This is a genomic window from Roseobacter sp. HKCCD6576-2 (genome assembly GCF_013179285.1).
In the GTDB taxonomy this organism is placed as follows: Bacteria; Pseudomonadota; Alphaproteobacteria; order Rhodobacterales; family Rhodobacteraceae; genus Rhodophyticola; species Rhodophyticola oceani.
This window is the reverse complement of sequence record NZ_WVNW01000002.1, coordinates 1,069,427-1,094,471: the sequence shown is the minus strand read 5'-3', so window position 1 is coordinate 1,094,471 and position 25,045 is coordinate 1,069,427. Positions and strand designations below refer to the sequence as shown.

Below are 25,045 nucleotides of genomic sequence, written 5' to 3'. Positions count from 1 at the left end.
GCACGGGTGTGAACCGTTTTTCTGTCGCGGTTCCGAGAGCAAGTCCGGTCCGTCCCGCATGTTGATCGTTTGAATGCCTGATTCTAATGCCTCCTTCGTGCTGCGAGCGGTAGTCGGTGCGTGTCGCAGCCGACGGCTGCTGAGAGCCCAAAATACAGATTTAGGTGTCCAAGATTGGTCGGATGCCGTGCTTTCTTTCTAGGTTACCCGAGGTTCAGATGCACTTCCTCGGAGAGCCTGCACTCTGATCGGATGCCGAAGCAGAAACCGACCAGCAGCATGCGGATCAGAAGTTCTGGGTCTACGGACGGGCACCCAGTGTGGCCGTAGAAATCCGCCAGATGCGCCCGAATGCTGCTCAGATCGACGAAGCGATCAATCGAGCGCAGAAGGTGATCTTGTAGAACATGGTCTTCCAACGAGAATTCTTAGAACAGTGCCGCCTGCGCTTCCTGCTTCGGTCCCATCATCGTCAATCCCTCCCAGCAGGGGGAATTGAAGCAGCGATTTACCCATCGATCAACGAAGAGTCTTTCAACATAATACGCCCCGTTCTTCCCTTCGAGCATCAGCAGTTTGCTGCGGCGACCCCTCGATACAATTGTGTGTAGTGGCGAAACGCGGCTCGGAGGCTATTGCCAACACGTTTAACGCGGAAATCAGTTATGGCAAAGCGCTAAGGCTGCGCATCCCGGACAAGGGTTTGGCTCAGCGTTACAGTCTAGGTTTGCTTCCGCCGGGCCTTGATGAGGCCGCGACGTCGGTTGGAAAGCTCCTCTGCTTGCTTGAAATCGTCGCTGTCGAGCGGCAGCTTGTGTTCATAGTACTCCAGTAGCCGGTCTTTTTCATCATCCGTAAGGGCGCCTGTCTCGCGAAGTGCACAGACTTCCTCCTCACGCTCCTGGTCGGTAAGCTTGCCGTAGTATCGGTCCGTCGTGATTTCGCTTTCGTGGCCAAGATTGTCAGACCATGCTTTGCGCGCCCTCGCGGTCCTGCAGAGATGGCGGCCAAGAGCCGCGAGGGTGTGCCGTGCCGAGTGGGGCGTGAAGGCAATGCCGACCACCTCACTTGCAACGCGAAATGCTTCAGTGACCGCACTGATCGAGCGTAACGTGGGAACATGATTTCGCTGCTCAGGTGCCAGATGTGGCGTCCTGGTCAGATATTTATCTGGTGGAAATAGGGCATCATCGGGCCCGAACCCGGCCTCTGCCAACTCTTCGACCCAAGCCTGCAGAACATCCTGCATCGGCTCCGTCCTTGGGAACCAATGAGCCCTGTAGCTCTTACCATTCTTGGCCCGGATCTCTCTTGCGTCATGTACGATGCATTTGCGAGCGAGATCGACATGCTTGATACGGAGCGAGGCAAGCGCATTGGCCCTGAAACCACAGACGAAGGCCGTCGCGACCATTGCTCTATCCCTGATTTGGCGGGGAGTCACAGTAGGCATACCGTCAACCATCTTTGCCGCCTGCTCCAGAGTAGGATAGGGCCTAGCCTCTTCTGCCAAGCTGCGCGAGACCTCGCCTCGAGGCAGATCAAAGTAACTGCGAAGAGTTGGCTTCAGGCGCCGGTATCCGTCTTGCTCGACTAACCAGGATACGAAAGCGCCAAGATGTGATGCAATGTGTTGGATTGTTGATCTGCTCAATCCACCTGCATCCTTGTTCAAGCGCCCAAGCTTCAGGAGTTCTTCGCGGAAGGCGTTGCAGGCATACGGTGTGATCCTATCGAAACGACCACCCTTCATGGATGCCTCGAAGCGCCGGATCGCTCTGAGATGCGCGTCGATCGTTTTTTCATCGTGACGCTTTGCATAAATCTGCCATTCTTGGATCAGCCGATCATTGGTAGTATAGATCGGTTTGGCAGCTTTGGCCTTGATCTTCCCAATACCAGCCCGGGGAGGCGCGTTTGTTTCGTGTGTTTGACGCAAGCCCATGTTGGTATCGATGCATGATCTGATCTTGTCGCATTCCGTCACGTTTGTGATCTTCTGGATTTGCCCCCCACAATCCGGGCAAGTTGCCAAAACCCAACATCGGGGAGCGTGTCTCGCGTCGATCGATATGGTGGTCGGATCCGGATAGACAGCGATCTTGCATCGCATACACTTGAATTGCCCTTCACTTAACCTGAAGCTATCTTTCAGGCTTCGGCTCTTGTGAAACCGGATGAGCTCTGCTCCGCGAAACACCTGGGGGGTCTTCTTATCAGAAGGGTGAAGACCCGCTCTGACCCAGTTGGAAACGGTGTTGCGGCAGACCTGATAGAGCTCCTGAACATCCGCAACGCTATAGACGCGATCCACCTTTGGGCGAACGGAAGAGTAGGAGCGGCTCATTTCGAGGCCCCGCTCGACATCCGAGGGCGTGCTTCATCGAACTGAATGAGCTCTGACAATCGCCATCGTGTGGTTCCCGGTGATATCTCAACCGGAGTTGGAAACCCCGGGACGGCCTTGACCCAACGCCAAACCGTTTGCCTTGCGACCCCGTATCGCTTCGCCACCTCGCGATCCGGAAGAAATCGCTCCTCAAGCGCGTGTGTGAAGTCTATCGGATTTGGGGTGGGCGTCGAACCTGCCGCCGCCGCGACACCGTCCTGCAGAGAAACCTCATAACCAAGCGCGTCTTCGCTCTCGGCAGTTTGACCTTCAAAGAGATCAGAGGTTTCGGGACAAATAGGAGAGCGTGACATTCGAAAGCCCAAGACGTGGGCAAATCGAAGGCGTCATGCCCTCTATGTGATTTGCAGTTTCAGTTAGCAGTCCGACCGAAGCTGGGATCTGCACGACATTGTGCGTCGGATGGTGACTGAATCAACAGGGTTACGTCAAGGCCATTGTGGCATTGACCAAATGTGGGCCTGAATGTGGGTCTGTTGCCAGCGTTGGAGTAAATTTATTATCTAAAATAGATATTTAGCTGGATGATCTGGCGGAGGAGGTGGGATTCGAACCCACGGTACGCTCTCACGCACGCCGGTTTTCAAGACCGGTGCATTCGACCACTCTGCCACTCCTCCGCGGCTCTGTGCCCCTTAGCGACTGTGTAGCGATTCTAAAAGCCGGTGCAGATTGCCGCCGATCCGCGCGCGGTGGGTTTTCACACGCGCCTCTTGGTTGTATCCTGCGGCTGCGGGCCGGGAGAGTGGCGCCAACAGGCATGAAAAAAACAAATGATAGGCGCGCCGACATGCGTCAGGGTGGAGCGGGACAATTTCAATGACAAGCCGAATTCCGATGAGATCGGGCGTCCGGGGGGCGCTGCTCTTGACCAGTTTCGTGGCCCTCGCGGCGTGCGAAGACGGGTTTCAGATGCCCTTTGGACAGGGCGCCAATGCGTCTGAGCCTAGCGTGGCAGGGTCTACCGAGGCGCAAACCCCCTCGGGGGCAACCCGTTTGGTCGAGCGCGACGTCGAGGCGCCGGAGGTGTTTCAGGTCACCGATAGCGGGCTTTGGGATGGTCGTCCGTCGCTCGGCGGCGTTTGGGTGGCGCATCCCGACGCCACGGATCCCGAGCGCGTGATTATCCGGGATACGACCTCGGACCGGTTCGTGATTGGCGCGCTGTTCCGGCGCGAACGGGATAATCCAGGCCCGGCTTTGCAGGTTTCTTCCGATGCGGCCGCCGCCTTGAACCTGATTGCGGGCCAGCCGACCGAGTTGAATGTCACCGCCCTGCGGCGCGAGGCCGAGCCGGAGCCGCTTCCCGAACCGGCGAGCGAAGAGGTGGCTACCACCGGCGCGGCCCCCGAGAGTATCGAGGCGCAAGCTCTCGACCCGATCGCCGCTGCGGCCGCCGCGATTGACGAAAGCGAAACGACGGAAACTGTCGCCGCATCTGCCCCCGCGCCAAGCCCGGCGCCGGCCTCCGCGCCTGCGTCCAATCTGGACCGGCCCTTTATCCAGATCGGGATATTCAGCGTCGAGGAAAACGCGAACAACACCGCCCAAGCCCTGCGCACGGCGGGGATGGTGCCGACGATCTATGATCAGACAAGCAATGACCGGCGGTTCTGGCGCGTGGTTGTTGGCCCGTCCCGGACCCGGGCCGAGCGAGATCAACTTTTGCAAACCGTCCGTGGTCTTGGCTTCCAAGACGCCTATTTTGTGACGAACTAACCGAAAAAGGACTGTGATGATCGCCATCGCCCGTGCCGTTCTTGCCGGCGTCGCTCTTCTGGGCCTGACTGTTGCTGCCTCTGCTTTCGAGACCGAGGCCGAAGCGGCTTATGTGATCGACCACAATACCGGCCAGATCTTGTTGAGCCATAACGATCAACTGCCGCTGCCGCCTGCGTCGATGTCGAAGTTGATGACGTTGAACATGGTGTTCGAGGCGCTGGAAGATGGCCGCTTGTCGCTCGACACGACCCTGCCGGTCAGCGCCCATGCGATGAGCTTCGGCGGGTCGACCATGTTTTTGACCACCCGCGACAGGGTCACGGTCGAGGACCTGATCCGGGGGATTGTCGTTCTGTCGGGCAATGATGCAAGCGTCGTGTTTGCAGAAGCGCTCAGTCCTGACGGGACCGAGGAAGGCTTTGCCGCGATGATGACCGAGCGCGCGCGGCAGTTGGGAATGGACAACTCCACGTTCCGCAATTCCTCAGGCTGGCCTGCGCCGGGCCATGTGATGAGCATGCGGGATTTGGGCATTCTGGCCGAACGGCTGATCACCGAGTTCCCGCAATATTACACGTATTTCGCCGAGACCGAATTTGCCTTTGATGGCCGCGCGCCGGACAATCGGTTCAATCGCAACCCGCTTCTGGCGCTCAACATCGGCGCGGACGGGCTGAAAACCGGCCATACGCAGGAGGCCGGGTACGGGCTTGTCGGCTCGGCCGTCCAAGGCGACCGGCGGGTGACATTCGTGATCACCGGCCTCGAGACGACCGTTGGTCGCGCGCGCGAGGCGGAGCGGATCGTCAATTGGGCGTTCCGGCAATTTGCCGAGCGCGAGGTGGTGTCCGCGGGGTCGGTTGTGGCGGAGGCGGAAGTGTTTATGGGCGCGGCGGGCACCGTTGGCCTGACGCCGGCCGAAGATGTGACGATGCTGGTTCCCGCGGTTCAGGGCGAAGAGATCGAGGCGGAAGTGATCTATGAGGGCCCGATTGCCGCGCCGATTGAGGCGGGGGCCGAGCTTGGCACCTTGGTTGTGCGGATGGAGGGGTTTGAGGATCGCCATATCCCGTTGGTTGCGGCCCAAGCCGTCGAACGCGGCGGGATCACCACGCGCCTTGGGACGGCGGCCCGTTTGCTCCTCCGTGATCTTCTGGGTGATGACCCGGGTTTGGCGCCAAGCTGATGGGGGCAGGGCAGGGGCTGTTTATCAGCTTGGAAGGCATCGATGGGTCGGGCAAATCCACTCAAGCACAGCTTTTGGCCGAGGCGCTGCGCCAGGCCGGGCATGATGTTCTGTTGACGCGAGAGCCCGGTGGCTCGCCAGGGGCCGAGGAGATCCGCGCGCTGGTCTTGCAAGGCGATCCGGATCGTTGGTCGGCGGAAACCGAGATTTTACTTTTTACCGCCGCGCGCCGCGATCATATGGAGCGGGTGATCCAGCCCGCGCTCGAGGCAGGTCAAATTGTCATCTGCGACCGGTTTGCCGATAGCACCCGCATGTATCAGGGCTTGTCGCGTGGCGATCTGCGCAAGTTGGTTGATGACCTGCATGATCTGATGATTGGGCGAGAGCCGGATTTGACCGTGCTGATCGATATGGACCCAACCGCTGGCTTGGCCCGCGCCAAGGGGCGGCAGGGCGTCGAGGAACGGTTCGAGGATTTTGGCCTATCGCTTCAGGAGCGGATGCGCGCGGGCTATCTGGAACTGGCCGAGGCTGCGCCGGAACGGTTCCGCGTGATCGATGGGGGGCGCGATATGGATGCGGTGGCGCGCGACGTTTTTGCCACGGTCACCGCTGCGCTGCGATGAGCGGCGAAGACGATATCCCGCCCGAGGCTGACCGGCTCGACGGGGCGCCGCATCCGCGCGAGACCGATCAGATTTTTGGCCAAGGCGCGGCGGAGGCTGCGTTTCTGGGCGCGTTCACATCGGATCGCTTGCACCATGCTTGGCTTCTGACCGGCCCGCGCGGCGTCGGCAAAGCAACGCTGGCCTGGCGCATCGCCCGCTTCTTGCTGGCCACGCCACCGAATACCGGCGATGCGCTGTTTGCCGCTCCGGTGCCCGAGACGCTCGACGTCCCACCGGATCATCCGGTCGCCCGCCGCTTGCACGCGATGTCAGAGCCCGGGCTGATGCTATTGCGCCGCCCGTGGGATGAGAAGGCGAAGCGGTTCAAGGCACAGATTACCGTCGACGAGGTGCGCAAACTGAAAGACTTCTTCGCGCTTTCGGCCAGCGATGGCGGGCGGCGTGTGGTCATTGTCGATGCAGCGGATGAGATGAACACCAATGCGGCCAATGCACTCTTGAAGGTTTTGGAGGAGCCGCCCGCCAATGTCGTGCTGCTGCTCGTCGGGCACCAACCCTCGCGGCTTTTGCCGACGATCCGCTCGCGCTGTCGGACCCTGCGCCTGGATCGGCTGTCGGAGGCGGATTTGGGCCGCGCGCTCGGCCAGGCGGAGATCGAAACCGATGCCAGCCCGGCGCTGGCCGAATTAGCCGAGGGATCGGTGGGGGAGGCCGCCCGATTGACCGCGTTGGACGGCTTGGCGCTTTATGCTGATTTGATCGGACTGTTTGGGTCCATGCCGGGTATGAACCGGTCGGCGGCCAGCAAACTGGCCGAGGCGGCCGCCGCCCGCGGCGCAGAGGCACGGTTTGATCTGACACTGGTTTTGATCGACCGGTTGCTCAGCCGCTTGGCGCGAACTGGCGCGACGGGGCAGGCGCCGCCGGAGATCGTCACGGGTGAAGCACAGATGCTGACCCGATTGGCCCCCGATCCAGCGACAGGGCGAGCTTGGGCCGATATGGCGCAAGGGCTGACGGCCCGGGCCCGGCGCGGCAAAGCGGTCAACCTTGACCCTGCTGCGCTCATCCTTGATATGTGTCTCAGCCTTGAGAAGACGGCGGCGCGCATTCCCGCCTGAAGAGTTCCGAACAGAGTGTTCCATGCCCGCCACGCCTGAGATCGTCGACAGCCATTGCCACTTGGATTTTCCGGATTTTGCCGAGGAATTGCCGGAGGTTATCGCGCGTGCGGCGGAGGCGGGTGTGACCCGGATGGTGACGATTTGCACCCGGCTTCGCAACGCGCCGCAGGTCCGCGCGATTGCCGAGGCGCATGCCCCCGTGTTCTGGGCTGGCGGTACCCATCCGATGAGCGCCGCCGAGGAGCCGATGGCCACGCTTGCGGAGTTGGAAACCCTCGCACGGCATCCGAAATTCGTTGGCATTGGTGAGACGGGGCTGGACTACCACTACACCGCCGAAAGCGCCGCTGTGCAGCAGGAAAGCCTGCGTCTGCATATTGAGGCCGCCCGGGTCACCGGCCTGCCGCTGATCATCCATGCGCGCGCAGCGGATGAGGATATGGCGCGCATTCTGACGGAAGAGCATCGCGCCGGGGCTTATACCTGCGTCATGCATTGCTTCTCTTCGGGCGCGGGCCTCGCGCAAGCCGCGTTGGACTTGGGGTTCTATCTGTCGATGTCGGGCATTGCGGCCTTCCCCAAATCCACCGAACTGCGTGAGATTTTCGCCGCAGCCCCGGTGGACCGCATTCTGGTGGAAACCGATGCGCCCTATCTGGCCCCGCCGCCTTATCGCGGCAAGCGCAATGAGCCCGCCTATACCGCCTTCACCGCGCGGGTTGGGGCCGAGCTGTTTGGGGTGAGTGAGGCGGCGTTTGCCGCCCAAACCAGCGCCAATTTCGAACGGCTTTTTTGGAAGGCGGCCGCGTGGCAGGCGGCGGCATGAATGGCTGACCTGAAGCTCACCATCCTGGGCTGCGGCTCCTCCGGCGGCGTCCCGCGATTGGGCGATGTCTGGGGAGAATGCGACCCCAACGACCCCCGAAACCGCCGCCGTCGTTGCTCGCTCCTGGTGCAGCGGATCACGGAAGAGGGCGAAACAGCGGTTCTGATCGACACCTCTCCCGATTTGCGGCAGCAATTGCTGGATGCGGGGATCGGGCGGCTTGATGCGGTGCTGTTCACCCATGCCCACGCGGATCACACCCATGGGCTCGATGATCTCCGGATGATCGTGTTCAACATGCGCCAGCGGTTGCCGGTCTATGCCGATGGCCCGACGCAGAACGATTTGCTGGGGCGGTTCGGCTATGCCTTTGTGCAACCGGCGGGTTCGGCCTATCCGCCGATCCTGGACCTTCACGCGATTGATGGCGACGTGACGATTGAGGGGGCAGGGGGGCCGATCACCTTCACACCCTTTGAGGTCACCCATGGCAATATCGACGCCTTGGGCTTCCGCATGGGCGATATAGCCTATCTGCCGGATGTGTCCGACATCCCAGACGTAGTTTGGCCGGTTTTGGCGGGGCTGGATTGTTGGATCGTCGACGCCCTGAGGCGAACGCCGCATCCGAGCCATGCGCATTTGGACCTGACATTGGAGTGGATCGCCCGCGCGGCGCCCAAGCGTGCGGTGTTGACCAATATGCATATTGATCTGGATTATCAGACGGTTGCCGATGAAACGCCCGACCATATCACCCCGGCTTATGACGGTATGGTGATCCGCGCCGAGGTCTAGATGGCGGATTTGCTGTCCGTCGTTTTGCCGGTCTTCCTCGTGATCGGCGCGGGGTATCTGGCGGTCTGGCGCGGGCTGTTCTCTGATAGCGGCGTCGATGGGTTGATGGATTTCACCCAGAAATTCGCCATTCCCTGCCTGCTCTTCATGGGCATTTCGACGCTCGATCTAGAGCAGAACTTTGATTGGCGGCTGTTGGCCTCTTTCTACACCGGTTCCACCATCTGTTTCTTTCTGGGGATGTTCGGGGCGCGGGCCCTCTTTGGTCGGCCTTGGCAGGATAGCGTGGCCATCGGCTTCGCCTGTCTCTTTGCTAATACCGTGCTTCTGGGCTTGCCGATTATGGAACGCGCTTATGGGCCAGACTCTTTGGGGCCGAATTTCGCGATTGTCGCCTTGCATGCTGCGTTTTGCTATCTGCTTGGGATCACCGCGATGGAGATCGTGCGGGCCGATAGCAATTCTCCGCTTCGCATGGTGCGGACCGTGGGCTTGGCGATGTTCCGCAACCCGTTGATGATCGGCGTGGGGCTTGGATTTGTGGTCAATCTGACCGGCCTACCGATGCCAGGCGTGTTGACCGAGGCGATCAATCTGATGATCCGCGCCGCTCTGCCAGCCGCGCTTTTTGGCCTTGGCGGTGTGCTCTATCGCTATAAACCCGAAGGCGATGCGAAGGTGATCGCGTTTATCTGTGTGATGTCGCTCATTGTGCATCCGGCAATTGCATACGGGATGGGCGGGCAGGTGCTGGCGCTCAGTGAGGAACAGATGCGTTCGGTGGTGATTACGGCCGCGATGGCGCCGGGCGTGAACACCTATATCTTCGCCAATATGTATGGCGCGGCCCGGCGCGTTGCGGCCTCTTCGGTGCTGATTGGCACCGCGCTGACGGTGCTGACGGCCTCCATTTGGCTGGCCGTGCTGCCCTAACGCCGCGCCAGGGCGATCTCAGACGCCTTCGACGACCACGATCACGCTATCGGCCGCGTTGCGACGGATTTCGGCAACCTCTTGGTATTCCGGGTCATTATAGGCCGTCAGCGCCGCTTCATAGCTTGGAAACTCGATCACTACGTGGCGCTCAAAGGTTTCGCCTTCAACAACTTCCGACTGTCCGCCGCGAATAATGAACTGCCCGCCGAGATTGTTCAGGATCGGCGTGTCACGGCGCACGTATTCCGGGTAGGCCTCAGGGTCGGTGACGGTGATATGGCCAATAATGTAACCTTTGGGCATGAGATGCGCCTTTCCTGCAGATGGGTTGAGCGGTTTAAACCAACGTGTTGCGGGGATTACAACCATCGCGTGATGCGTCTTATCTCTTGCATTGCTGGCCTTGTTCCCATCTGACGCTTGGCGTAAGCAGCACACTCGACTGGCCGCAGGAACCCGCCCGCTCATGTCCGCCACTGATCAGACGCCCCCAGACCCGCAAAGCAATGATCAATCGCCTGATATGCGGGCGACGCATCTGCTTGGTCGGCTCTGGCGGGAACATGTCTCGGCCTATTGGGTGCGCATGGTCGCGGCGCTACTCTTGATGACCATCGAGGGCGCGACCCTTGGGGCCGCGGCCTATCTGATCCAGCCGCTCTTCGATCAGGTGCTTGTCCCCGGGAATGAGGGGATGATTACGTGGGCGGCGTTCGCGATTGCAGGTATTCTGCTTCTGCGCGCGGTGGCGGGGTTTGGCCAGCGGCTGATCATTGTCTCCATCGGTTTGAAGGTCGTCACTGCGTTGCAGACCCGGCTCTTGGAGCATCTTTTGCGCCTGGACGGCCGCTATTTCCAAGATAACGCGCCCGGTGCGTTGATCGAACGGGTCCGGGGCGACACAACCGCCCTGCAGAGCTTGGCCGCGACCGCGCTGATGTCGGCCGGTCGGGATGTGATTTCGTTGGTCACGCTCTTGACGGTGATGTTTTTGAATGACTGGCAATGGTCGCTTCTAGCGATGATCGGCGTGCCGCTGATGTTCTTTCCCATCGCGGCGCTGCAGCGGCTCATCCGGGGGTTCACCCACGCCGCACGAGAGGCCGCGTCCCGCCTTTCCACGCAGATGGATGAGATCTTCCATGGGATCCAATCGATCAAGGTCAACCGGCTCGAGGCGCATCAATCGAAAGAGTTCCGATCAGAGATTGGGCGCTTCTTGGGGCAGCAGATGCGTGCTGAACGCAGCAAGGCGGGAACGCCCGCATTGGTTGATGTCATGGCGGCGGGGGCCTGTTTGATCGTTCTGCTGGTGGGCGGGGCCGAGATCGTGTCTGGCGAAAAGACGGTGGGACAGTTCATGTCCTTTTTCACCGCGCTGGCGCTTGTGATGGATCCGGTCCGGCGGCTGTCGAACCTCTCTGCCTATATCCAAGCCGCGTTGGCCTCGCTGGAACGGCTTTATGAGGTGCTGAACGCAGAGCCGACGATCCTTTCGCCGGCCAGCCCGAAACCGCTCAAACCCGGCGATGTGGTCTTTGACGATGTGCATTTCGCCTATGGCGACGCGCCAGTTCTCAATGGTTTGAGTTTCACCGCAGCGGAAGGGCAGACCACGGCGCTTGTTGGGCCATCTGGTGCGGGCAAGAGCACGGTCTTTGGCCTGCTGACGCGTCTCATCGACCCCGATAGCGGGCAGATCACCATCGCGGGTACGCAGACCACAGCGGCGGAGTTGGAACGTCTGCGCGACAGCATCGCTGTTGTTGGTCAGGAAACCGCTTTGTTTGATCAAAGCATTGCGCAAAACATCCGCCTTGGGCGACTAGATGCGACCGAGGCCGAGATCCGCGCCGCCGCCGAGGCCGCCTCGGTCTTGGAATTCGCCGAGGCCCTGCCAGACGGGTTGGAGACGGCCGTTGGTCCGCGCGGATCGGCCCTGTCGGGTGGGCAGCGCCAACGGGTCGCCATTGCCCGGGCAATGCTGCGCGATGCACCGATTCTGCTCTTGGATGAGCCGACATCCGCCCTTGACGCAAGGTCAGAGAAACTGGTGCAGGCGGCGTTGGAGCGCCTCTCGAAAGGCCGGACGACGCTGGTGATCGCTCACCGTCTATCAACGATTCGTGAGGCTGATCTCATTGTCGTGATGGACAAGGGATGCCTTGTAGAAAAGGGCGATCACGCCTCTTTGATGCAGGCCGAGGGCGCCTATGCGCGCCTGCATGCCCTGCAATCCGCGGGCGTCACGACCGGATTGTGATGCCACGGCGCGACGGGTGATCGCGCGGTGCCAGAAAAGCTTTATTTGACTTTCGAGGGACGTCCGTTGACGGTGTCGGTACGCGAGTTCGAAGACTGGCGGTGGCCGTATCTGCCGTCAGATAACCAAAGGACTAACACGTGCCCCGTTGCGTCTGTGCAAAACCGACGTCTTTTCTGGCCTTCCTCTGTTGTGTGGTGGCCACGTTTTTTGCGGCTGCAACCGGTGTTAAGGCGCAACAACTTGCCGCGGCATCGACGGCGACACCGGCCAATCTTGCTGCGCGCGCTGCTGATCCCAATGGCTCAATACTGGCGGCCTACTACCACCAGATGGAGACCCATTTGGTGAGCCAGGGCCATCTGCGCCAAGAACGGCATCCGCGTGGATCGAACCTGAGTGCCGAAGTTTTGGCGGATAATTTCATGCAGATCGCGATGCGGAGCGAATATAGCTTGCGCGGCGGTGGCATTTCGCGGGGCGGGCAGGCGGCCCCCTTGCGCCGTTGGGTCGAACCGGTGCGCCTTGGCGTGCGGTTTGGAATGTCTGTCCACTCGGCGCAACAGCGGGCGGATATGTCGACCGTGCGCCAAGTCGCGCGGCGGCTTGAGGTGGCGACAGGCCATCCCGTCGCGGTGACGGCGAATTCGCCGAACTTCCATGTTCTCGTGGTCAGTGATGCGGAGCGTGCGGGACTTGCGCCACTATTGCGCGAATTGGTGCCGGGGCTCAGCCGTGCAGCGGTGAACGCGATTACCGGTATGGGGCGCAACACATTCTGTATGGTTGTGGCCGTGCCGAACCGCGACCTGAGCCAGGGATATGACCAAGCCATTGCCATCGTGCGGGCCGAACATCCCGCGCGGATGCGCCAATCCTGCATCGAAGAAGAGCTGGCCCAAGGGATGGGGCTTGCCAATGACAGCCCTGGGGCCTGGCCGTCGATTTTCAATGATGACGAGGAATTTGGTGTTCTGACCCGCCATGACGAGTTGCTCTTGCAGATGCTGTATCATCCGGCGTTGCATCCCGGCATGGCCCCCCATCAGGTGGCGCCGATCCTGCCTGCGCTCAGCCAGCAGATCGCGCAACGCGGCTGATCTGACGGGCGCGAACTGGCCGATCTCTGATCGATCTCTTTCCGTCTCCCGCAGGCCGCGCTAGGCTTGCCAAAAGAGCAGTAAAGAGGGTTCCGGCAATGCAGGTCACACGACGATGGGTCACTTTCGGCGCGGTTGCGGCCCTGACAACGGGCTGCGTGCCAAGCATCGGAACCAGCAATCGCGTATCTCCAACAGACACCCCTGGCATGCGCCCGGTGCCAAATCCCCGGTATGACGCGTGGGTCGCCGCATTTCGCAGGCGAGCAGAGGCGAACGGTATCTCTCAAAGCACCTTATCCGGAGCGTTTCGCGGTACCGGCTTCTTGCCCGGCGTGGTTGAGCGGGACCGCAATCAAACCGAGTTCTCTCGAACGCTTGAGGATTACCTCGCGATTGTCGCCCCGGCGGAAAAGGTGGCCACCGGCCGCAGCCGCTTGAACGCAGAGCGGGGCTTACTGACAGAGATCGAGGATCGCTATGGCGTGCCACCGCATGTGGTTACGGCGATTTGGGGCGTAGAGAGCAATTACGGCGTACGACGTGGCACGATTCCGGTGATCTCGGCCACCTCGACGCTTGCCTTTGATGGGCGTCGGGGCGTGTTTTTTGAGCGGCAGCTTATGGCGGCGCTGCGCATTCTACAAAATGGCGACATCAGCCCCGCTCGGATGACCGGAAGCTGGGCGGGCGCGATGGGGCATACCCAGTTTATCCCCACGACCTTCGAAGCTTACGCCGCTGATTTTCGGGGCGACGGGCGGCGCGATATCTGGTCGGACGACCCGACTGACGCGTTGGCCTCGGCGGCGGCCTATCTGTCCCGCTCTGGCTGGCAGAGAGGGCGCCCCTGGGGCGTTGAGGTCCGCCTGCCGGAGGGGTTTGACAGCGGCCTTGCAGGGCGCGGGACGCGCCGCGCGGTGTCAAGCTGGGCCGGGCTCGGCGTGCGCCTGGCGCAAGGCGGGCCGCTGCCTGATCATGGGCCAGGTGCGATTCTGATCCCGGAAGGCGTCACCGGCCCGGCCTTCCTGGCTTTCCGGAACTTCGACGTCATCCTGCGCTACAACAACTCCACCAATTACGGCATTGGCGTGGGATACCTTTCGGATCGTCTGGCCGGAGGCGGTACTCTGCGGGGGCAGTTCCCGCCAGACCAATATGGCTTGACCATCGACGACCGCCGCGCCCTGCAAGAGGGCCTGACCCGTGCTGGCTATGATGCAGGTACCGCCGACGGCGTCATCGGAGCACGAACCGAGGCCGCAATCCGCAGCTATCAGCAAGCCAACGGCCTGGCTGTGACCGGCACGCCATCGCGCGTACTGCTCAACCGATTGCGCTAGTGGTTAATCTTGCTGGGGAAGATGGTGCCGCAGGGGAGGATTGAACTCCCGACCTCGTCATTACCAATGACGCGCTCTACCACTGAGCTACTGCGGCCGCGTTCTCGCGTGGGCGGTGAATTAGACGCAATTGCCCTATGACGCAAGCGCAATCTGGACCCTGTTGCCCGCCTGCGGTAGAGGAGGGGCCATGGAGCGGAAAACCACGAAATCAAGCCCGTCAAACAAGGGCAAAACCCGCGAAGACAGGTTGAAATCGGCGTTGAAGGCGAACCTTCAGCGGCGCAAGGCACAGGCCCGCGCCCGTGATGCGGCGTCGGAGACCGAGAGCAAGAAATAAAGGCAGGCGGCAATGGATTCGATCATCGTTGAGGGCAATGGCCCGCTTTCTGGGCAAATCCCGATTTCGGGTGCAAAAAACACCTGTCTCAAGCTGATGACGGCGGCGCTGTTGAGTGATGAGCCGCTGACGCTGACCAATGTGCCGCGCTTGTCGGATATTCGGACGCTTTCGACACTGCTCGAATCTCATGGTTGCGAAGTCGCGTTGTTGCAGGAGGGCCGGGTGATGGTCCTCTCGGCGCGCGAGATCACCAATCGGCGCGCGGATTATGAGATCGTGCGGAAGCTGCGCGCCTCGTTCAACGTTTTGGGGCCACTTCTGGCACGCGAGGGTGAGGCGATTGTCTCGCTGCCCGGCGGCTGCGCCATCGGCGCGCGCAAGGTTGATCTGCATATGCTGGCGCTGGAAAAGCTGGGTGCCACGATCGTGTTGGAAGAGGGGTATGTCCATGCGACAGCCCCGAATGGATTGACCGGAGCTGTGATCGAGTTTCCGTTTGTGTCTGTCGGGGCCACCGAAAATGCGCTGACCGCGGCGACGCTGGCCAAAGGCACCACCGTGATCAAAAACGCGGCGCGTGAGCCAGACACCGTGGATTTGGCGAAATGTCTCACCGAGATGGGCGCGAAGATCAGCGGGGCAGGGACCTCGGAGATCACTGTGGAAGGCGTCGACCGGCTGCACGCTGCAACCCATCAGGTGATCCCCGACCGGATCGAGCTTGGCACCTTCATGATTGCGCCGGCGATTTGCGGCGGTGAGGTCGAGCTTCTCGGCGGACGGCGGGATTTGCTCTCGGCGTTCTGTGACAAACTGGAAGAGGCCGGCGTCGAGATTACCGAAACCAAATCCGGGCTCAAGGTCAGCCGCAAAAACGGGGCGATCAAAGCGGTGGATGTGACAACTGCGCCGTTTCCCGGCTTCCCAACAGATCTGCAGGCGCAGTTCATGGCGCTGATGTGCACCGCCGAGGGTAGCAGTGTTCTGGAAGAGACGATTTTCGAAAACCGCTTCATGCATGCGCCCGAGTTGATCCGGATGGGGGCGGAGATTGATGTCCATGGCGGAACCGCGACGGTGACCGGCGTGAAGGGCCTGACCGGTGCGCCGGTGATGGCGACGGATTTGCGCGCCAGCGTCAGCTTGATCCTCGCGGGCTTGGCGGCGGAGGGCGAAACGCGCGTTGCGCGGGTCTACCACTTGGACCGGGGCTACGAACGGATTGAAGAGAAATTGTCCTCCGTCGGGGCCAAGATCAAACGGGTGAAAGACGATGGTTGAAGACGCCCGATTTGAAGATGGCGGCGAACAGCCGGTGGCGCTGAAAGCGCTGGACGGCGACGATTTGCAGGTGATCTCGGCGCTGGTGCAGGATGCCGTGTTCCCGATCACCGAGATGACCTGGGACCGCAAAAAACGGCGCTTTGCGGTGTTGCTTAACCGGTTCCGGTGGGAAGATCGTGGCCGGAAGGGCGCACCGGAACGGGTACAATCGGTATTGGTCTTCGAAGACGCGATGGCCGTGGCCAACCAGGGGATCGATCAGACCGACCGTGATATGGTCCTATCGCTTCTCGCCTTGGAATGGGCACCGGGCGAGGATGGCACGGGCCGGATCACGCTGGTTCTGGCCGGGGATGGCGCAGTGGCCATCGAGGTGGAGGCGCTGGAGGTCACGCTGAAAGATGTGACGCGGCCCTATATCGCGCCTTCGGGCAAGGCGCCCGATCACCCGGAATGACGGTCCGCCGCCTGACCGCCGAGGATGCAGCGGCCTATCAAGCGCTGAGGCTTGAAGGTATCGCGGCATTCCCGCTCTCGTTTTTGCAAACGCGGGAAGAGGCCGAGGCATCGGAGCCAGAAGAGCTGGCGAAACGGCTGAATTCCGGCGCAATTTATGGCCTGTTTGACGGGGACAAATTGGTTGGGTTCGCCGGTTTGAGCCAGCAGCCTTGGTCGATGGCACGGCATCGCGCTCATATCGGCCCCTTTTATGTCTCTGCCAGCCACCAAGGGCAGGGCGGTGCGCAGGCCCTCATGGATCGCATGGTTGCCGATGCCGAAACCATGGGCGTCCGGCAGTTGGAGCTTTGGGTCTGGTCGGGCAATACCCGCGCCATTGCGTTTTATACCAAGAATGGGTTTACCCCTGTCGGGGTGATAGCGCAGGCGATGATCAAGGACGGACGGGCGCATGACGACCTGTTTATGGTCCGTCAGTTGGATCAACCCGCGCCTCACGCAGTACCAGCCAAGGATGGGCTGCGCAGGCTTCACCCTGAAGACTGGATGGCCTTTCGCGATATCCGGTTGGACATGCTGCGCCGGGATCCGACCGCCTTTGGCTCCACCCATGCCGATTGGGCGGGCAAACCCCAGGCCGAAATTGAGGCTTGGATCGCCAAGATGCGTCTATTTGCCGTTGTCGAGGGCGGTCGATGCCTGGCCACCGCCGCATGGTATCCGCTGCCGGGCGCGACCGTGCGCCACCGTGGCGCCGTCATCGCGGTTTACACCCGACCCGAAGCCCGCGGACGGGGATTGTTTCGACAGGTGATGGCGGCGGTGGAGCGCGACGCTAAAGCTTCAAGCATTTTGCAGCTTGAACTGGACGTGTCCGCTGACCAAGACACGGCGCAATCGGCCTATTTGGCGCAAGGCTACGCCATCTTGGGCCGCAGCCCCCGGGCGCTTTGTCATGATGGGGTCTATTGCGACATGATCATGATGCTGAAACGGCTCGATCGGGACGCTTGAGGCCGGTGCCGTGGCACGCTATGGCTCGCCAGAAGCAATAGAGGCGGGGATATGCCGGTTTTTCTGAACAGCACCGACCCGGATTTTGAGACGCGGTTTGCAGCGCTTCTGGAGATGAAGCGTGAGGATGCGCCCGAGGTTGATGATGTCGTGGCCGAGATCATCGGCGATGTGCGTGCCAGAGGAGATAAGGCGGTCATCGAGTTGACCGAGCGGTTTGACCGCCTCGCGTTGATGCCCGAGACGCTGGCCTTCACGCCCGAGGAGATCGCTGACGCCATCGCCCAAGTGCCGACCGACGAACGCGCGGCATTGGAACTGGCCGCTGACCGTATCCGCGCCTATCACGCGCGTCAGATGCCCGAAGATCAGAGCTGGACCGATGAGAGCGGTGCGCGGCTTGGCTGGCGTTGGACGCCGGTTTCCGCCGCCGGGCTTTATGTGCCGGGCGGGCTTGCGAGCTATCCGTCTTCGGTGCTGATGAATGCGATTCCGGCACAGGTTGCGGGTGTCGAGCGGCTGGTGATTTGCGCGCCCACGCCCGATGGCGTCGTGAACCCTCTGGTCCTCCTCGCCGCGCATCTGTCCGGCGTGGAGACGATTTATCGGATTGGGGGCGCGCAAGCCATCGCCGCGATGGCCTATGGCACCAACACTATCGCGCCGGTCGACAAAATCACCGGACCCGGAAATGCCTTTGTGGCCGCCGCCAAGCGGCGGGTCTTCGGCAAGGTCGGTATCGATATGATCGCGGGGCCGTCCGAGATACTGGTGATCGCGGATAAGGACAATGATCCCGATTGGATCGCGGTCGATCTGTTGAGCCAAGCCGAACACGACGAAAGCGCGCAATCGATCCTGATCACCGACGATGCCGGTTTTGGCCAAGCTGTGGCGCAAGCGGTTGAAAAACGGCTGGAAAGCCTAGAGCGGCGGGCGATTGCGGGCCCAAGCTGGCGCGACTATGGTGCGGTGATCATCGTGCGCGATCTGGAAGAGGCTGCCCGGCTCTCCGACCGCGTCGCGCCCGAACATCTGGAACTCTGCGTCGCCGACCCGACTGCACTCTCGGCGCAGATCAAACATGCAGGCGCGATTTTCCTCGGCCAATGGACGCCCGAAGCGATTGGTGACTATGTCGGCGGGCCGAACCATGTGCTGCCCACGGCGCGCTCGGCCCGGTTCTCCTCGGGGCTCAGCGTGATGGATTTCCTCAAACGCACCACTTTGGCGGAAATGACCCCTGCGGCCTTGCGCGCCATAGGCCCGGCGGCGGAAACTCTGGCACGATCCGAAAGCCTAGAGGCGCATGGTCTGTCCGTGCGCGCCCGTTTAGACCGTTTGAATGAAGGCCCGTTGGAAGAAGGCCCCGCAGAGTAATGACAATGCACTTATGCCATATTGAGATCGACACCACCGGCTTGCCTGCCCCCACGCCCGAGATCGAGCAGGAGCGGAAGGTCGCGATTTTTGACCTGTTGGAGGACAACTCTTTCGTCCTGCCCGCCCGCGAGGATCGCGACGTGCCTACCGGGCCCTATCGGCTGACCCTCGCAATCCGCGAGAAGCGCTTGGTGTTTGACGTAACCACCGAGGGCGGGGATGCCGCGGCGGAGTTTCACCTCTCGCTCAGCCCGTTCCGGCAGGTCGTCAAAGACTACTGGCAAATCTGCGAAAGCTATTTCGACGCGGTGAAAAAGCTGCCCCCCAGCCAGATCGAGGCCATCGATATGGCGCGGCGGGGCATCCACAATGAGGGGGCCCGTGTGTTGCAAGAGCGGTTGGAGGGCAAAGCCGCGCTTGATCTGGATACCGCACGGCGGCTCTTCACGCTGATCTGCGTGTTACATTTCGGGGCCTAGGCACGGTGTCCGACGACTTCCCCCAATCGGTTTTGTTCTGCTGCGATCATAATTCGACGCGGTCGCCGATGGCCGAAGGGTTGATGAAGAAGTTTTATGGCCATCGGGCCTATGTGCAGTCGGCGGGGGTGAAGCATGAGTTGGAAATCGATGGCTTCGCCGTCGCCGTCTGCGATGAGATGGGGGTTGAGCTGGCGCGCCATCAAGTGCGCAGTTTCGATGAGATGCAGGAATGGGGTGATGACCTGTCGGGCTTCGACCTGATTATCGCCTTGTCACCGGCCAGCCAGCGCAAAGCCCTTGAATTTACGCGGCATTATCACCTTGATGTGGAGTATTGGCCGATCATGGACCCCACCGGATTGGGGGAAACGCGGGAGGCGAAACTGGCGGCCTATCGCCAGACCCGAGACCAGATCATCAGCCAAATGCAGGCGCGCTTTGGCCCGCCGACGGAGGAGCAGGCATGAGCCAGGATGTGATCAGTCGCTACTATGCAGCGTTCGACGCGGGCGATGTTCCGGGAATGCTCGATTGCCTGACCGAGGATGTCGCCCATCATGTGAACGAGGGCGGTGTGCGGGTCGGCAAAGACGCGTTCGAAGCGTTTTGCGCCCATATGAACCGCAGTTACCAGGAGCGTCTTGAGGATATCGTGGTGATGCGATCCGAAGATGGCACCCGGGCGGCGGCGGAGTTCACGGTGCATGGTCGGTATCTTGAAACGGATGACGGGTTGCCCGAAGCGCGGGGACAGACCTATGTCCTGCCAGCAGGGACATTTTTCTCGCTTTCAGGGGGCAAAATCGCGCGCGTGGTGACCTATTACAACTTGGCCGATTGGACGCGCCAAGTCTCGGCATGAGCCTCCGCTATCAGAGGTTCATCGGGGCGGAGGTGGCCGAGATCATCGACGATCTGGCCCGGCTCAGGACCACTGTTTTTCGGGATTGGCCGTATCTTTATGATGGTGATCTGGCTTATGAGCGGGCCTATCTACAGCGCTATGTAAAACCCGGTGTGATCGTCGTGGGCGCATTCGATGATACGGAGATGGTTGGGGCGGCCACGGGCATGCCGCTCATCGAACATGCCGATGATTTCGCGGCGGCCTTTGCGGGGCAGGATATCAACTTTAACAACGTCTTCTATTGTGCTGAATCCGTTCTTCTTCCTGCCTATCGCGGCCATGGCGTCGGACACCATTTCTTCGATGCGCGAGAAGCTTATGCCAAGGCAGAAGGCTTTCCGTTTTCCACCTTCTGCGGCGTGATCCGGCCTGTGAGCCACCCAAGCCGCCCTGCAGGGTATCGACCGCTTGATCCCTTCTGGCGAAAACGCGGCTACAGTCCGTTGCCGGGCGTGATTCCCCATTTCAAATGGCGCGATATCGGCGATGATGTGGAGACTGAGAAGCCGCTGCAGTTCTGGATGAAAGCTTTGACATGAGATTAGCCGCCGCCGCCTATCCGCTCGACCCGCTGCCTGATTGGGCCGCTTATGAGGCGAAGATTTCGGCTTGGGTGGCGGATGCGGCGGGGCGGGGGGCCGAGCTTTTGGTCTTCCCGGAATATGGTGCGATGGAACTGGCTTATATCGACGGGCCGGAGGCGGCGGGTGATCTGGAACTGAGCCTATCTGCCGTCAGCTGGCGGATGGATGACGCGTTGGCGTTGCAAATGCGCCTGGCCGCTCGCTTTGGGGTGCATATCCTGACCGCCTCGGCCCCAGTTTTCGATCAATATGACCGCCCGGTCAATCGCGCGCATTTGATCGGGCCCGGCGGGTTGATCGGTGTGCAGGATAAACAGATCATGACCCGGTTTGAGCGGGAGGTCTGGCATGTCCGGCCCGGCGGGCCGTTGCAAGTCTTCGACACGCCGATAGGACGGATCGGAATTCTGATTTGTTATGACGCCGAATTCCCGCTTTTGGGCCGGGCGCTGGCCGAAGCTGGGGTGGAGATCATCCTCGCGCCATCCTGCACCGATGCGCTGGCGGGCTATAGCCGGGTCCGGGTCGGCGCCATGGCGCGCGCCCTGGAAAATCAATGTGTTGTGGTCCATGCGCCAACCGTCGGCGCGGCGCCATGGTCGCCCGCCGTTGACGAGAATGTGGGCGCAGCCGCAATTTATGGACCACCCGATCTGGGCTTCCCGCCCACCGGTGTCATTGCCGATGGGGCAATGAATGCGCCGGGATGGGTGCTGGCAGAGATCGACCGGGCGGCGATCGCGAAGGTCCGCGCCGAGGGGGCTGTCTTCAACCTGGCCCATTGGCCGGAGAGCGCCGCGCGCGCCACGCTTGGCCCAGAAATCCCGCCCGCCGCAGATTTGCCTTGAAAATCGGCTGCTCAAGGCGCATTTAGCCGCTACCCGCAGATTGGGCGGGGCGTTAAGCAAGGAGAGACCATGGCCAAGGAAGAAATGCTCGAATTTCCCGGCGTCGTGAAGGAACTCCTGCCAAATGCGACATTCCGGGTCGAGCTAGAGAACGGCCATGAGATCATCGCACATACGGCAGGCAAGATGCGCAAGAACCGAATTCGGGTTCTGGCGGGCGACAAGGTTCAGGTGGAAATGACGCCATATGACCTGACCAAGGGTCGTATCAACTATCGCTTCAAGTAAGCATGACCGTGATCCGAGAGACCGACTCCGGTCGTCGGGTGCGTTCTGAGATCATGATATGAGACTGATCCTCGGATCGGGCAGCCCTCGCCGGAAAGAGCTTCTGGCGGTTTTGGGCGTGACACCGGACGCGATCCAAGCCCCAGATATTGATGAAGATCCGCAGGCTGGCGAGTTGCCGCGCCCCTATTGCGCGCGGGTGGCGCGCGAGAAGGCGCTGGCGGTGCAAGCGGAGCCAGATGATCTGGTGCTCTGCGCGGACACAACCGTGGCAATGGGCCGCCGGATCATGGGCAAACCGCGCGATGCGGGCGAGGCGGCGGCGTTTCTTCTGGCGCTCTCCGGGCGGCGGCATCGGGTGATCACGGCGGTGGCGCTCCGCCGAGGCGCTCAGATTTGGGAACGCTGCGTGGAAAGCCGGGTGCAGATGAAGCGGCTCAGCGATGTGGAATTGAATGGCTATCTCGCGACCGGCGATTGGCAAGGCAAAGCGGGAGGATACTCGATCCAAGGTCCCGCCGGCGCGTTCATCCCTTGGATCAGTGGCAGCCATTCTGCGATTGTCGGCCTGCCTTTGGCCGAAACCGCCACAATGCTGCAGGCGGCGGGCTGGCCAGTTTGGAGGCAGGGATGAAGGGCCGGATTGTCCTGCTGGACGAGGTCTCGGGCCGGAAAGCGGCGGCCCTTATGGTCGATGGGCGGCTGGAAGATCTGGCCGTGGACCCGGATGAGGCCGCGCCCCCCGCGCCGGGCGCGATTCTGCGCGCGGTTTGCGATCGGCCTTTGAAAGGGCAGGGCGGGATGATGCTGCGCCTGCCCGATGGCAACGGGTTTCTCCGCCAAGGCAAGGGTTTGGCGCCTGGACAGACGCTCCTGGTGCAGGTCACCGGGCTGGGCGAGGGCGGCAAAGCCACGCCGGTGACCACACGCCTGCTCTTCAAGAGCCGCTATGCGATCATCACGCCGGATGCGCCGGGTGTGAACATTGCCCGCTCGATCCGGGACGAGGCCGAGCGAGAGCGGCTGCTGGAAATCGCGCATGAGGCAATGGTCGGCGCGCCGGAGAGCCATGGGTTGATCCTCCGTAGTGCGGTTGACGGTGTGGACGATGAGGAGATCGCGGGCGACATCGCCGCGATGCGCGATCTGGCGGCTGCGGTGCTCGCGGATGCCGAGGGTGCGCCGGAACTGCTTCTGGACGCGCCAGATGCGCATCATCTGGCATGGCGGGATTGGGTTGTGCCGGATCCCGATGAGGTGTTGGACCGCCCCGGATGTTTTGCCGATCTCGGTGTCTTGGACGCTGTTGAGGCCCTTCTGATGCCTTCTCTCCGGCTCTCCGCCGGGGCAACCGCGATGATTGAGCCAACCTCGGCCTTGGTTGCGGTCGATGTGAACACCGGCGCCGACACGTCTTTGGCGGCGGGTTTGAAGGCCAATCTGGCCCTCGCCCGCGACCTGCCTCGGCAATTGCGCTTGCGAGGGTTGGCCGGCCAGATCACCCTTGATGTTGCGCCGATGCCCAAGAAAGACCGGCGACAGTTCGAAGACGCCCTCCGCCGCGCGTTTCGGGCAGATGCCACCGATACGGCTCTTGCAGGCTGGACCCCGCTTGGCCATTTTGAGCTGCAACGCAAACGCGACCGCTGGCCCCTGACGGAGCTTTGGCCAAGATGACCTGCCCGATCTGTTCGAAAGAGACCGATCCGAAATACCGCCCCTTCTGCTCGCGCCGCTGCGCGGATGTGGATCTGGGGCGCTGGTTGAACGGCAGTTATGCTGTGCCCTCGACCGATCCCGACGATGTGGATGAGGTGATCGAGGCCATGGAAAACGCACAAAAAACCAAGCCGGATCGTCCACATTGAGACGTTCTGGCGCGTCGTGAAAAAATTGCACCGCGCCCTATGGACAGCCCCCGCCCAAACCCCTAGAACGCCTGCACCCAACGGAGGCCACCACGCCCCGTTTTCCCGTGCCCGGGTAGCTCAGGGGTAGAGCAGTGGATTGAAAATCCTCGTGTCGGTGGTTCGATTCCGCCCCCGGGCACCATAAAACTCTGATATTAATGTATAAAATCGGCCTCGTTGAGCCGTCGATCCGATCCTGATAAGTTATACACAGTTATACACATCAGGATCGGCAAGGTTGGCCCGCACATCGTCGAAACCCAAAAAGTCAACTGATTCAATCGTGTCGCAGAAGCAGCTGCGCAAGGGCCTTGCGATTTACAAGACGGGACGAAGCCCTTTTTGGTATCTGCGCCTGCGAGATCCGCTGCTGGGCAAGTACGTTGTCCGGTCGACGAAAGAGACCATCCGTCTCGAAGCCATCAAGTCCGCTGAAGAGTTTGCTGACGGCTACCGCAGCCGGGCAGACGGTCCATTTGCGCTGACGAAATCCACGAGCTTTGAACACTACGCGAAGGTGCTGATGGCGGCGCAGAAGGGGAAGACGAAGTGGCTGGAAGGAGACAACAAGCTGCTGAACCGCTCCAAGGACGGGCTGATCCCCTACTTCGGCAAGTATGACGTCACGAAGATCACGCCCGGCATGGTCCGTGAGTACCTGCTGCACCTTGATGAGAACCGGAATCAACCGCTGGCGGGCTCAACGAAATCCAAGCACGTGATCATCATCCGCAAGGTTCTGACCTTGGCCGTTGAAGACGGGCTGATGCAGACGTTGCCGCCGATGCCGAAGGTCAAGACCGAAGACACGCCCAGGCACACATTCACGGATAGCGAGTACAAGCGGTTCTGCAATGCCGCCGCCGAGTGTGCAAAACGCGGAGACACCGTTCGTGGCGTTCAAATCACTGGACACCACGTTAAGATGTTCAAGTTCGTCGTGCACAGCTTCCTGCGGCCGGCCGGCGAACGGCAGCTCTGGGCCGCTTTGGCCGAATTAGCACGTAGCCAATTGCTGCATGTGCTCCATCAATGTGCACAAGATCACCCATTGCCCGATGACCAAGGCGGCAGCATTTGGCAAACGCGCTCATCAACAGCCGCAAGCGGTTTTGTGGCAAAGTGCTTCTGAGGCTCACCCAGTCGTGCCACCATGGAAATGAAAAGGGAATCACCGCTTATTTTTGAGGTCAATCCTTGGGA

Annotated in this window: 27 protein-coding genes, 3 tRNA genes and 1 pseudogene; 26 read left to right on the top strand and 5 right to left on the bottom strand. The window is 61.2% G+C overall.

All coding sequences use genetic code 11. The features are described from left to right. Positions 1 to 209: 209 nt before the first annotated feature. The 3 genes and pseudogenes from GTF44_RS12575 to GTF44_RS12560 all read right to left on the bottom strand — a co-directional run. A pseudogene (locus GTF44_RS12575) lies at positions 210 to 419 on the bottom strand (transposase); the annotation flags it as partial. Positions 420 to 721: 302 nt separating this feature from the next. Next, positions 722 to 2,347, bottom strand: coding sequence for a tyrosine-type recombinase/integrase (locus GTF44_RS12570; protein ID WP_171558674.1), 1,626 nt, complete (start codon positions 2,345 to 2,347; stop codon positions 722 to 724). Between the two features lie 593 nt (positions 2,348 to 2,940). Further along, positions 2,941 to 3,030, bottom strand: a tRNA-Ser gene (locus tag GTF44_RS12560). Between the two features lie 199 nt (positions 3,031 to 3,229). On the opposite strand from GTF44_RS12560, the gene GTF44_RS12555 reads away from it, so the two are divergent. Genes GTF44_RS12555 through GTF44_RS12525 form a run of 7 tightly spaced genes read left to right on the top strand, consistent with a single transcriptional unit; the run spans position 3,230 to position 9,631 of the window. Further along, complete coding sequence (locus tag GTF44_RS12555; protein WP_253261190.1) at positions 3,230 to 4,129, top strand: SPOR domain-containing protein; 900 nt, start codon at positions 3,230 to 3,232, stop codon at positions 4,127 to 4,129. Positions 4,130 to 4,145: 16 nt separating this feature from the next. After that, on the top strand, positions 4,146 to 5,318 hold the full coding sequence (locus GTF44_RS12550) for a D-alanyl-D-alanine carboxypeptidase family protein (RefSeq protein ID WP_171558677.1): 1,173 nt from the start codon (positions 4,146 to 4,148) through the stop codon (positions 5,316 to 5,318). Then, positions 5,318 to 5,947, top strand: a complete 630-nt coding sequence (gene tmk, locus GTF44_RS12545) for a dTMP kinase (RefSeq protein WP_171558679.1) — start codon at positions 5,318 to 5,320, stop codon at positions 5,945 to 5,947. The genes GTF44_RS12550 and tmk overlap by 1 nt, the downstream gene beginning before the upstream one ends. Next, positions 5,944 to 7,071, top strand: a complete 1,128-nt coding sequence (locus GTF44_RS12540) for a DNA polymerase III subunit delta' (protein WP_171558680.1) — start codon at positions 5,944 to 5,946, stop codon at positions 7,069 to 7,071. Before tmk ends, GTF44_RS12540 begins: the two co-directional genes overlap by 4 nt. Before the next feature lie 22 nt (positions 7,072 to 7,093). Further along, positions 7,094 to 7,900: a TatD family hydrolase gene (locus GTF44_RS12535; protein WP_171558682.1), complete on the top strand. Its 807-nt coding sequence runs from the start codon at positions 7,094 to 7,096 to the stop codon at positions 7,898 to 7,900. Then, entirely contained in the window at positions 7,901 to 8,698 is a 798-nt protein-coding gene (locus tag GTF44_RS12530; protein ID WP_171558683.1) for an MBL fold metallo-hydrolase, read from the top strand. Continuing rightward, positions 8,699 to 9,631: an AEC family transporter gene (locus GTF44_RS12525; RefSeq protein ID WP_171558685.1), complete on the top strand. Its 933-nt coding sequence runs from the start codon at positions 8,699 to 8,701 to the stop codon at positions 9,629 to 9,631. 18 nt (positions 9,632 to 9,649) lie between these two features. On the opposite strand, the gene GTF44_RS12520 is transcribed toward GTF44_RS12525, so the two are convergent. Continuing rightward, complete coding sequence (locus GTF44_RS12520; protein WP_145207859.1) at positions 9,650 to 9,937, bottom strand: DUF1330 domain-containing protein; 288 nt, start codon at positions 9,935 to 9,937, stop codon at positions 9,650 to 9,652. 163 nt (positions 9,938 to 10,100) lie between these two features. On the opposite strand from GTF44_RS12520, the gene GTF44_RS12515 reads away from it, so the two are divergent. The 3 genes from GTF44_RS12515 to GTF44_RS12505 all read left to right on the top strand — a co-directional run bounded on the left by GTF44_RS12515 (position 10,101) and on the right by GTF44_RS12505 (position 14,340). Further along, positions 10,101 to 11,897 carry an ABC transporter ATP-binding protein gene (locus GTF44_RS12515; RefSeq protein ID WP_253261191.1) on the top strand — a complete coding sequence of 599 codons (1,797 nt, stop codon included), beginning with the start codon at positions 10,101 to 10,103 and terminating at the stop codon, positions 11,895 to 11,897. A 140-nt stretch (positions 11,898 to 12,037) separates the two neighbouring features. Continuing rightward, complete coding sequence (locus GTF44_RS12510) at positions 12,038 to 12,997, top strand: DUF2927 domain-containing protein (protein WP_171558687.1); 960 nt, start codon at positions 12,038 to 12,040, stop codon at positions 12,995 to 12,997. 98 nt (positions 12,998 to 13,095) lie between these two features. Next, positions 13,096 to 14,340 carry a lytic murein transglycosylase gene (locus GTF44_RS12505; protein WP_171558688.1) on the top strand — a complete coding sequence of 415 codons (1,245 nt, stop codon included), beginning with the start codon at positions 13,096 to 13,098 and terminating at the stop codon, positions 14,338 to 14,340. 22 nt (positions 14,341 to 14,362) lie between these two features. On the opposite strand, the gene GTF44_RS12500 is transcribed toward GTF44_RS12505, so the two are convergent. Further along, positions 14,363 to 14,437, bottom strand: a tRNA-Thr gene (locus tag GTF44_RS12500). A gap of 93 nt (positions 14,438 to 14,530) precedes the next feature. Between GTF44_RS12500 and GTF44_RS12495 the strand changes: the two genes are divergently transcribed. From GTF44_RS12495 to GTF44_RS12420, 16 genes are all read left to right on the top strand, one after another. Further along, positions 14,531 to 14,680, top strand: a complete 150-nt coding sequence (locus GTF44_RS12495; RefSeq protein ID WP_171558690.1) for a hypothetical protein — start codon at positions 14,531 to 14,533, stop codon at positions 14,678 to 14,680. 12 nt (positions 14,681 to 14,692) lie between these two features. After that, positions 14,693 to 15,964 (top strand): UDP-N-acetylglucosamine 1-carboxyvinyltransferase, encoded by a 1,272-nt coding sequence (gene murA / locus GTF44_RS12490; RefSeq protein ID WP_171558691.1) that lies wholly within the window; start codon positions 14,693 to 14,695, stop codon positions 15,962 to 15,964. Then, positions 15,957 to 16,424, top strand: coding sequence for a DUF2948 family protein (locus GTF44_RS12485; RefSeq protein ID WP_171558693.1), 468 nt, complete (start codon positions 15,957 to 15,959; stop codon positions 16,422 to 16,424). Before murA ends, GTF44_RS12485 begins: the two co-directional genes overlap by 8 nt. Continuing rightward, positions 16,421 to 17,440, top strand: a complete 1,020-nt coding sequence (locus tag GTF44_RS12480) for a GNAT family N-acetyltransferase (protein WP_171558695.1) — start codon at positions 16,421 to 16,423, stop codon at positions 17,438 to 17,440. Before GTF44_RS12485 ends, GTF44_RS12480 begins: the two co-directional genes overlap by 4 nt. Positions 17,441 to 17,491: 51 nt before the next feature. Then, entirely contained in the window at positions 17,492 to 18,820 is a 1,329-nt protein-coding gene (hisD, locus tag GTF44_RS12475; protein WP_171558697.1) for a histidinol dehydrogenase, read from the top strand. Beyond that, on the top strand, positions 18,820 to 19,302 hold the full coding sequence (locus GTF44_RS12470; protein WP_171558698.1) for a UPF0262 family protein: 483 nt from the start codon (positions 18,820 to 18,822) through the stop codon (positions 19,300 to 19,302). Before hisD ends, GTF44_RS12470 begins: the two co-directional genes overlap by 1 nt. 5 nt (positions 19,303 to 19,307) lie before the next feature. Continuing rightward, positions 19,308 to 19,772, top strand: a complete 465-nt coding sequence (locus GTF44_RS12465) for a low molecular weight phosphatase family protein (protein WP_145207876.1) — start codon at positions 19,308 to 19,310, stop codon at positions 19,770 to 19,772. Beyond that, complete coding sequence (locus GTF44_RS12460; RefSeq protein WP_171558700.1) at positions 19,769 to 20,167, top strand: ketosteroid isomerase-related protein; 399 nt, start codon at positions 19,769 to 19,771, stop codon at positions 20,165 to 20,167. Before GTF44_RS12465 ends, GTF44_RS12460 begins: the two co-directional genes overlap by 4 nt. Further along, a complete protein-coding gene (locus GTF44_RS12455; RefSeq protein WP_171558702.1) occupies positions 20,164 to 20,751 on the top strand; it encodes a GNAT family N-acetyltransferase in 588 nt (195 codons plus the stop codon). The genes GTF44_RS12460 and GTF44_RS12455 overlap by 4 nt, the downstream gene beginning before the upstream one ends. Continuing rightward, the gene (locus GTF44_RS12450; RefSeq protein ID WP_171558704.1) at positions 20,748 to 21,644 is read left to right on the top strand and encodes a carbon-nitrogen hydrolase family protein; all 897 of its coding nucleotides are present in this window, start codon (positions 20,748 to 20,750) and stop codon (positions 21,642 to 21,644) included. Before GTF44_RS12455 ends, GTF44_RS12450 begins: the two co-directional genes overlap by 4 nt. A 69-nt stretch (positions 21,645 to 21,713) precedes the next feature. Then, positions 21,714 to 21,932, top strand: a complete 219-nt coding sequence (gene infA / locus GTF44_RS12445; RefSeq protein ID WP_011455993.1) for a translation initiation factor IF-1 — start codon at positions 21,714 to 21,716, stop codon at positions 21,930 to 21,932. A gap of 58 nt (positions 21,933 to 21,990) precedes the next feature. Further along, positions 21,991 to 22,566 carry a nucleoside triphosphate pyrophosphatase gene (locus GTF44_RS12440; RefSeq protein WP_171558705.1) on the top strand — a complete coding sequence of 192 codons (576 nt, stop codon included), beginning with the start codon at positions 21,991 to 21,993 and terminating at the stop codon, positions 22,564 to 22,566. Then, the gene (locus tag GTF44_RS12435; RefSeq protein WP_171558707.1) at positions 22,563 to 23,609 is read left to right on the top strand and encodes a ribonuclease E/G; all 1,047 of its coding nucleotides are present in this window, start codon (positions 22,563 to 22,565) and stop codon (positions 23,607 to 23,609) included. Before GTF44_RS12440 ends, GTF44_RS12435 begins: the two co-directional genes overlap by 4 nt. Then, positions 23,606 to 23,800, top strand: coding sequence for a DNA gyrase inhibitor YacG (locus GTF44_RS12430; RefSeq protein WP_171558709.1), 195 nt, complete (start codon positions 23,606 to 23,608; stop codon positions 23,798 to 23,800). The genes GTF44_RS12435 and GTF44_RS12430 overlap by 4 nt, the downstream gene beginning before the upstream one ends. 109 nt (positions 23,801 to 23,909) lie before the next feature. Further along, positions 23,910 to 23,984, top strand: a tRNA-Phe gene (locus GTF44_RS12425). Between the two features lie 96 nt (positions 23,985 to 24,080). Next, on the top strand, positions 24,081 to 24,974 hold the full coding sequence (locus GTF44_RS12420) for a phage integrase SAM-like domain-containing protein (RefSeq protein WP_253261193.1): 894 nt from the start codon (positions 24,081 to 24,083) through the stop codon (positions 24,972 to 24,974). Positions 24,975 to 25,045: the final 71 nt, after the last annotated feature.

Bases quoted from the DNA above. Each gene is read 5' to 3' on its own strand.
- GTF44_RS12570 (WP_171558674.1), bottom strand. From the start codon at position 2,347: ATGAGCCGCTCCTACTCTTCCGTTCGCCCAAAGGTGGATCGCGTCTAT.
- GTF44_RS12540 (WP_171558680.1), top strand. From the start codon at position 5,944: ATGAGCGGCGAAGACGATATCCCGCCCGAGGCTGACCGGCTCGACGGG.
- murA (WP_171558691.1), top strand. From the start codon at position 14,693: ATGGATTCGATCATCGTTGAGGGCAATGGCCCGCTTTCTGGGCAAATC.
- GTF44_RS12455 (WP_171558702.1), top strand. From the start codon at position 20,164: ATGAGCCTCCGCTATCAGAGGTTCATCGGGGCGGAGGTGGCCGAGATC.
- GTF44_RS12520 (WP_145207859.1), bottom strand. From the start codon at position 9,937: ATGCCCAAAGGTTACATTATTGGCCATATCACCGTCACCGACCCTGAG.
- infA (WP_011455993.1), top strand. From the start codon at position 21,714: ATGGCCAAGGAAGAAATGCTCGAATTTCCCGGCGTCGTGAAGGAACTC.
- GTF44_RS12525 (WP_171558685.1), top strand. From the start codon at position 8,699: ATGGCGGATTTGCTGTCCGTCGTTTTGCCGGTCTTCCTCGTGATCGGC.
- hisD (WP_171558697.1), top strand. From the start codon at position 17,492: ATGCCGGTTTTTCTGAACAGCACCGACCCGGATTTTGAGACGCGGTTT.
- GTF44_RS12430 (WP_171558709.1), top strand. From the start codon at position 23,606: ATGACCTGCCCGATCTGTTCGAAAGAGACCGATCCGAAATACCGCCCC.
- GTF44_RS12435 (WP_171558707.1), top strand. From the start codon at position 22,563: ATGAAGGGCCGGATTGTCCTGCTGGACGAGGTCTCGGGCCGGAAAGCG.
- GTF44_RS12440 (WP_171558705.1), top strand. From the start codon at position 21,991: ATGAGACTGATCCTCGGATCGGGCAGCCCTCGCCGGAAAGAGCTTCTG.
- GTF44_RS12495 (WP_171558690.1), top strand. From the start codon at position 14,531: ATGGAGCGGAAAACCACGAAATCAAGCCCGTCAAACAAGGGCAAAACC.
- GTF44_RS12485 (WP_171558693.1), top strand. From the start codon at position 15,957: ATGGTTGAAGACGCCCGATTTGAAGATGGCGGCGAACAGCCGGTGGCG.
- GTF44_RS12550 (WP_171558677.1), top strand. From the start codon at position 4,146: ATGATCGCCATCGCCCGTGCCGTTCTTGCCGGCGTCGCTCTTCTGGGC.
- tmk (WP_171558679.1), top strand. From the start codon at position 5,318: ATGGGGGCAGGGCAGGGGCTGTTTATCAGCTTGGAAGGCATCGATGGG.
- GTF44_RS12515 (WP_253261191.1), top strand. From the start codon at position 10,101: ATGTCCGCCACTGATCAGACGCCCCCAGACCCGCAAAGCAATGATCAA.
- GTF44_RS12555 (WP_253261190.1), top strand. From the start codon at position 3,230: ATGACAAGCCGAATTCCGATGAGATCGGGCGTCCGGGGGGCGCTGCTC.
- GTF44_RS12460 (WP_171558700.1), top strand. From the start codon at position 19,769: ATGAGCCAGGATGTGATCAGTCGCTACTATGCAGCGTTCGACGCGGGC.
- GTF44_RS12480 (WP_171558695.1), top strand. From the start codon at position 16,421: ATGACGGTCCGCCGCCTGACCGCCGAGGATGCAGCGGCCTATCAAGCG.
- GTF44_RS12535 (WP_171558682.1), top strand. From the start codon at position 7,094: ATGCCCGCCACGCCTGAGATCGTCGACAGCCATTGCCACTTGGATTTT.
- GTF44_RS12505 (WP_171558688.1), top strand. From the start codon at position 13,096: ATGCAGGTCACACGACGATGGGTCACTTTCGGCGCGGTTGCGGCCCTG.
- GTF44_RS12450 (WP_171558704.1), top strand. From the start codon at position 20,748: ATGAGATTAGCCGCCGCCGCCTATCCGCTCGACCCGCTGCCTGATTGG.
- GTF44_RS12530 (WP_171558683.1), top strand. From the start codon at position 7,901: ATGGCTGACCTGAAGCTCACCATCCTGGGCTGCGGCTCCTCCGGCGGC.
- GTF44_RS12470 (WP_171558698.1), top strand. From the start codon at position 18,820: ATGACAATGCACTTATGCCATATTGAGATCGACACCACCGGCTTGCCT.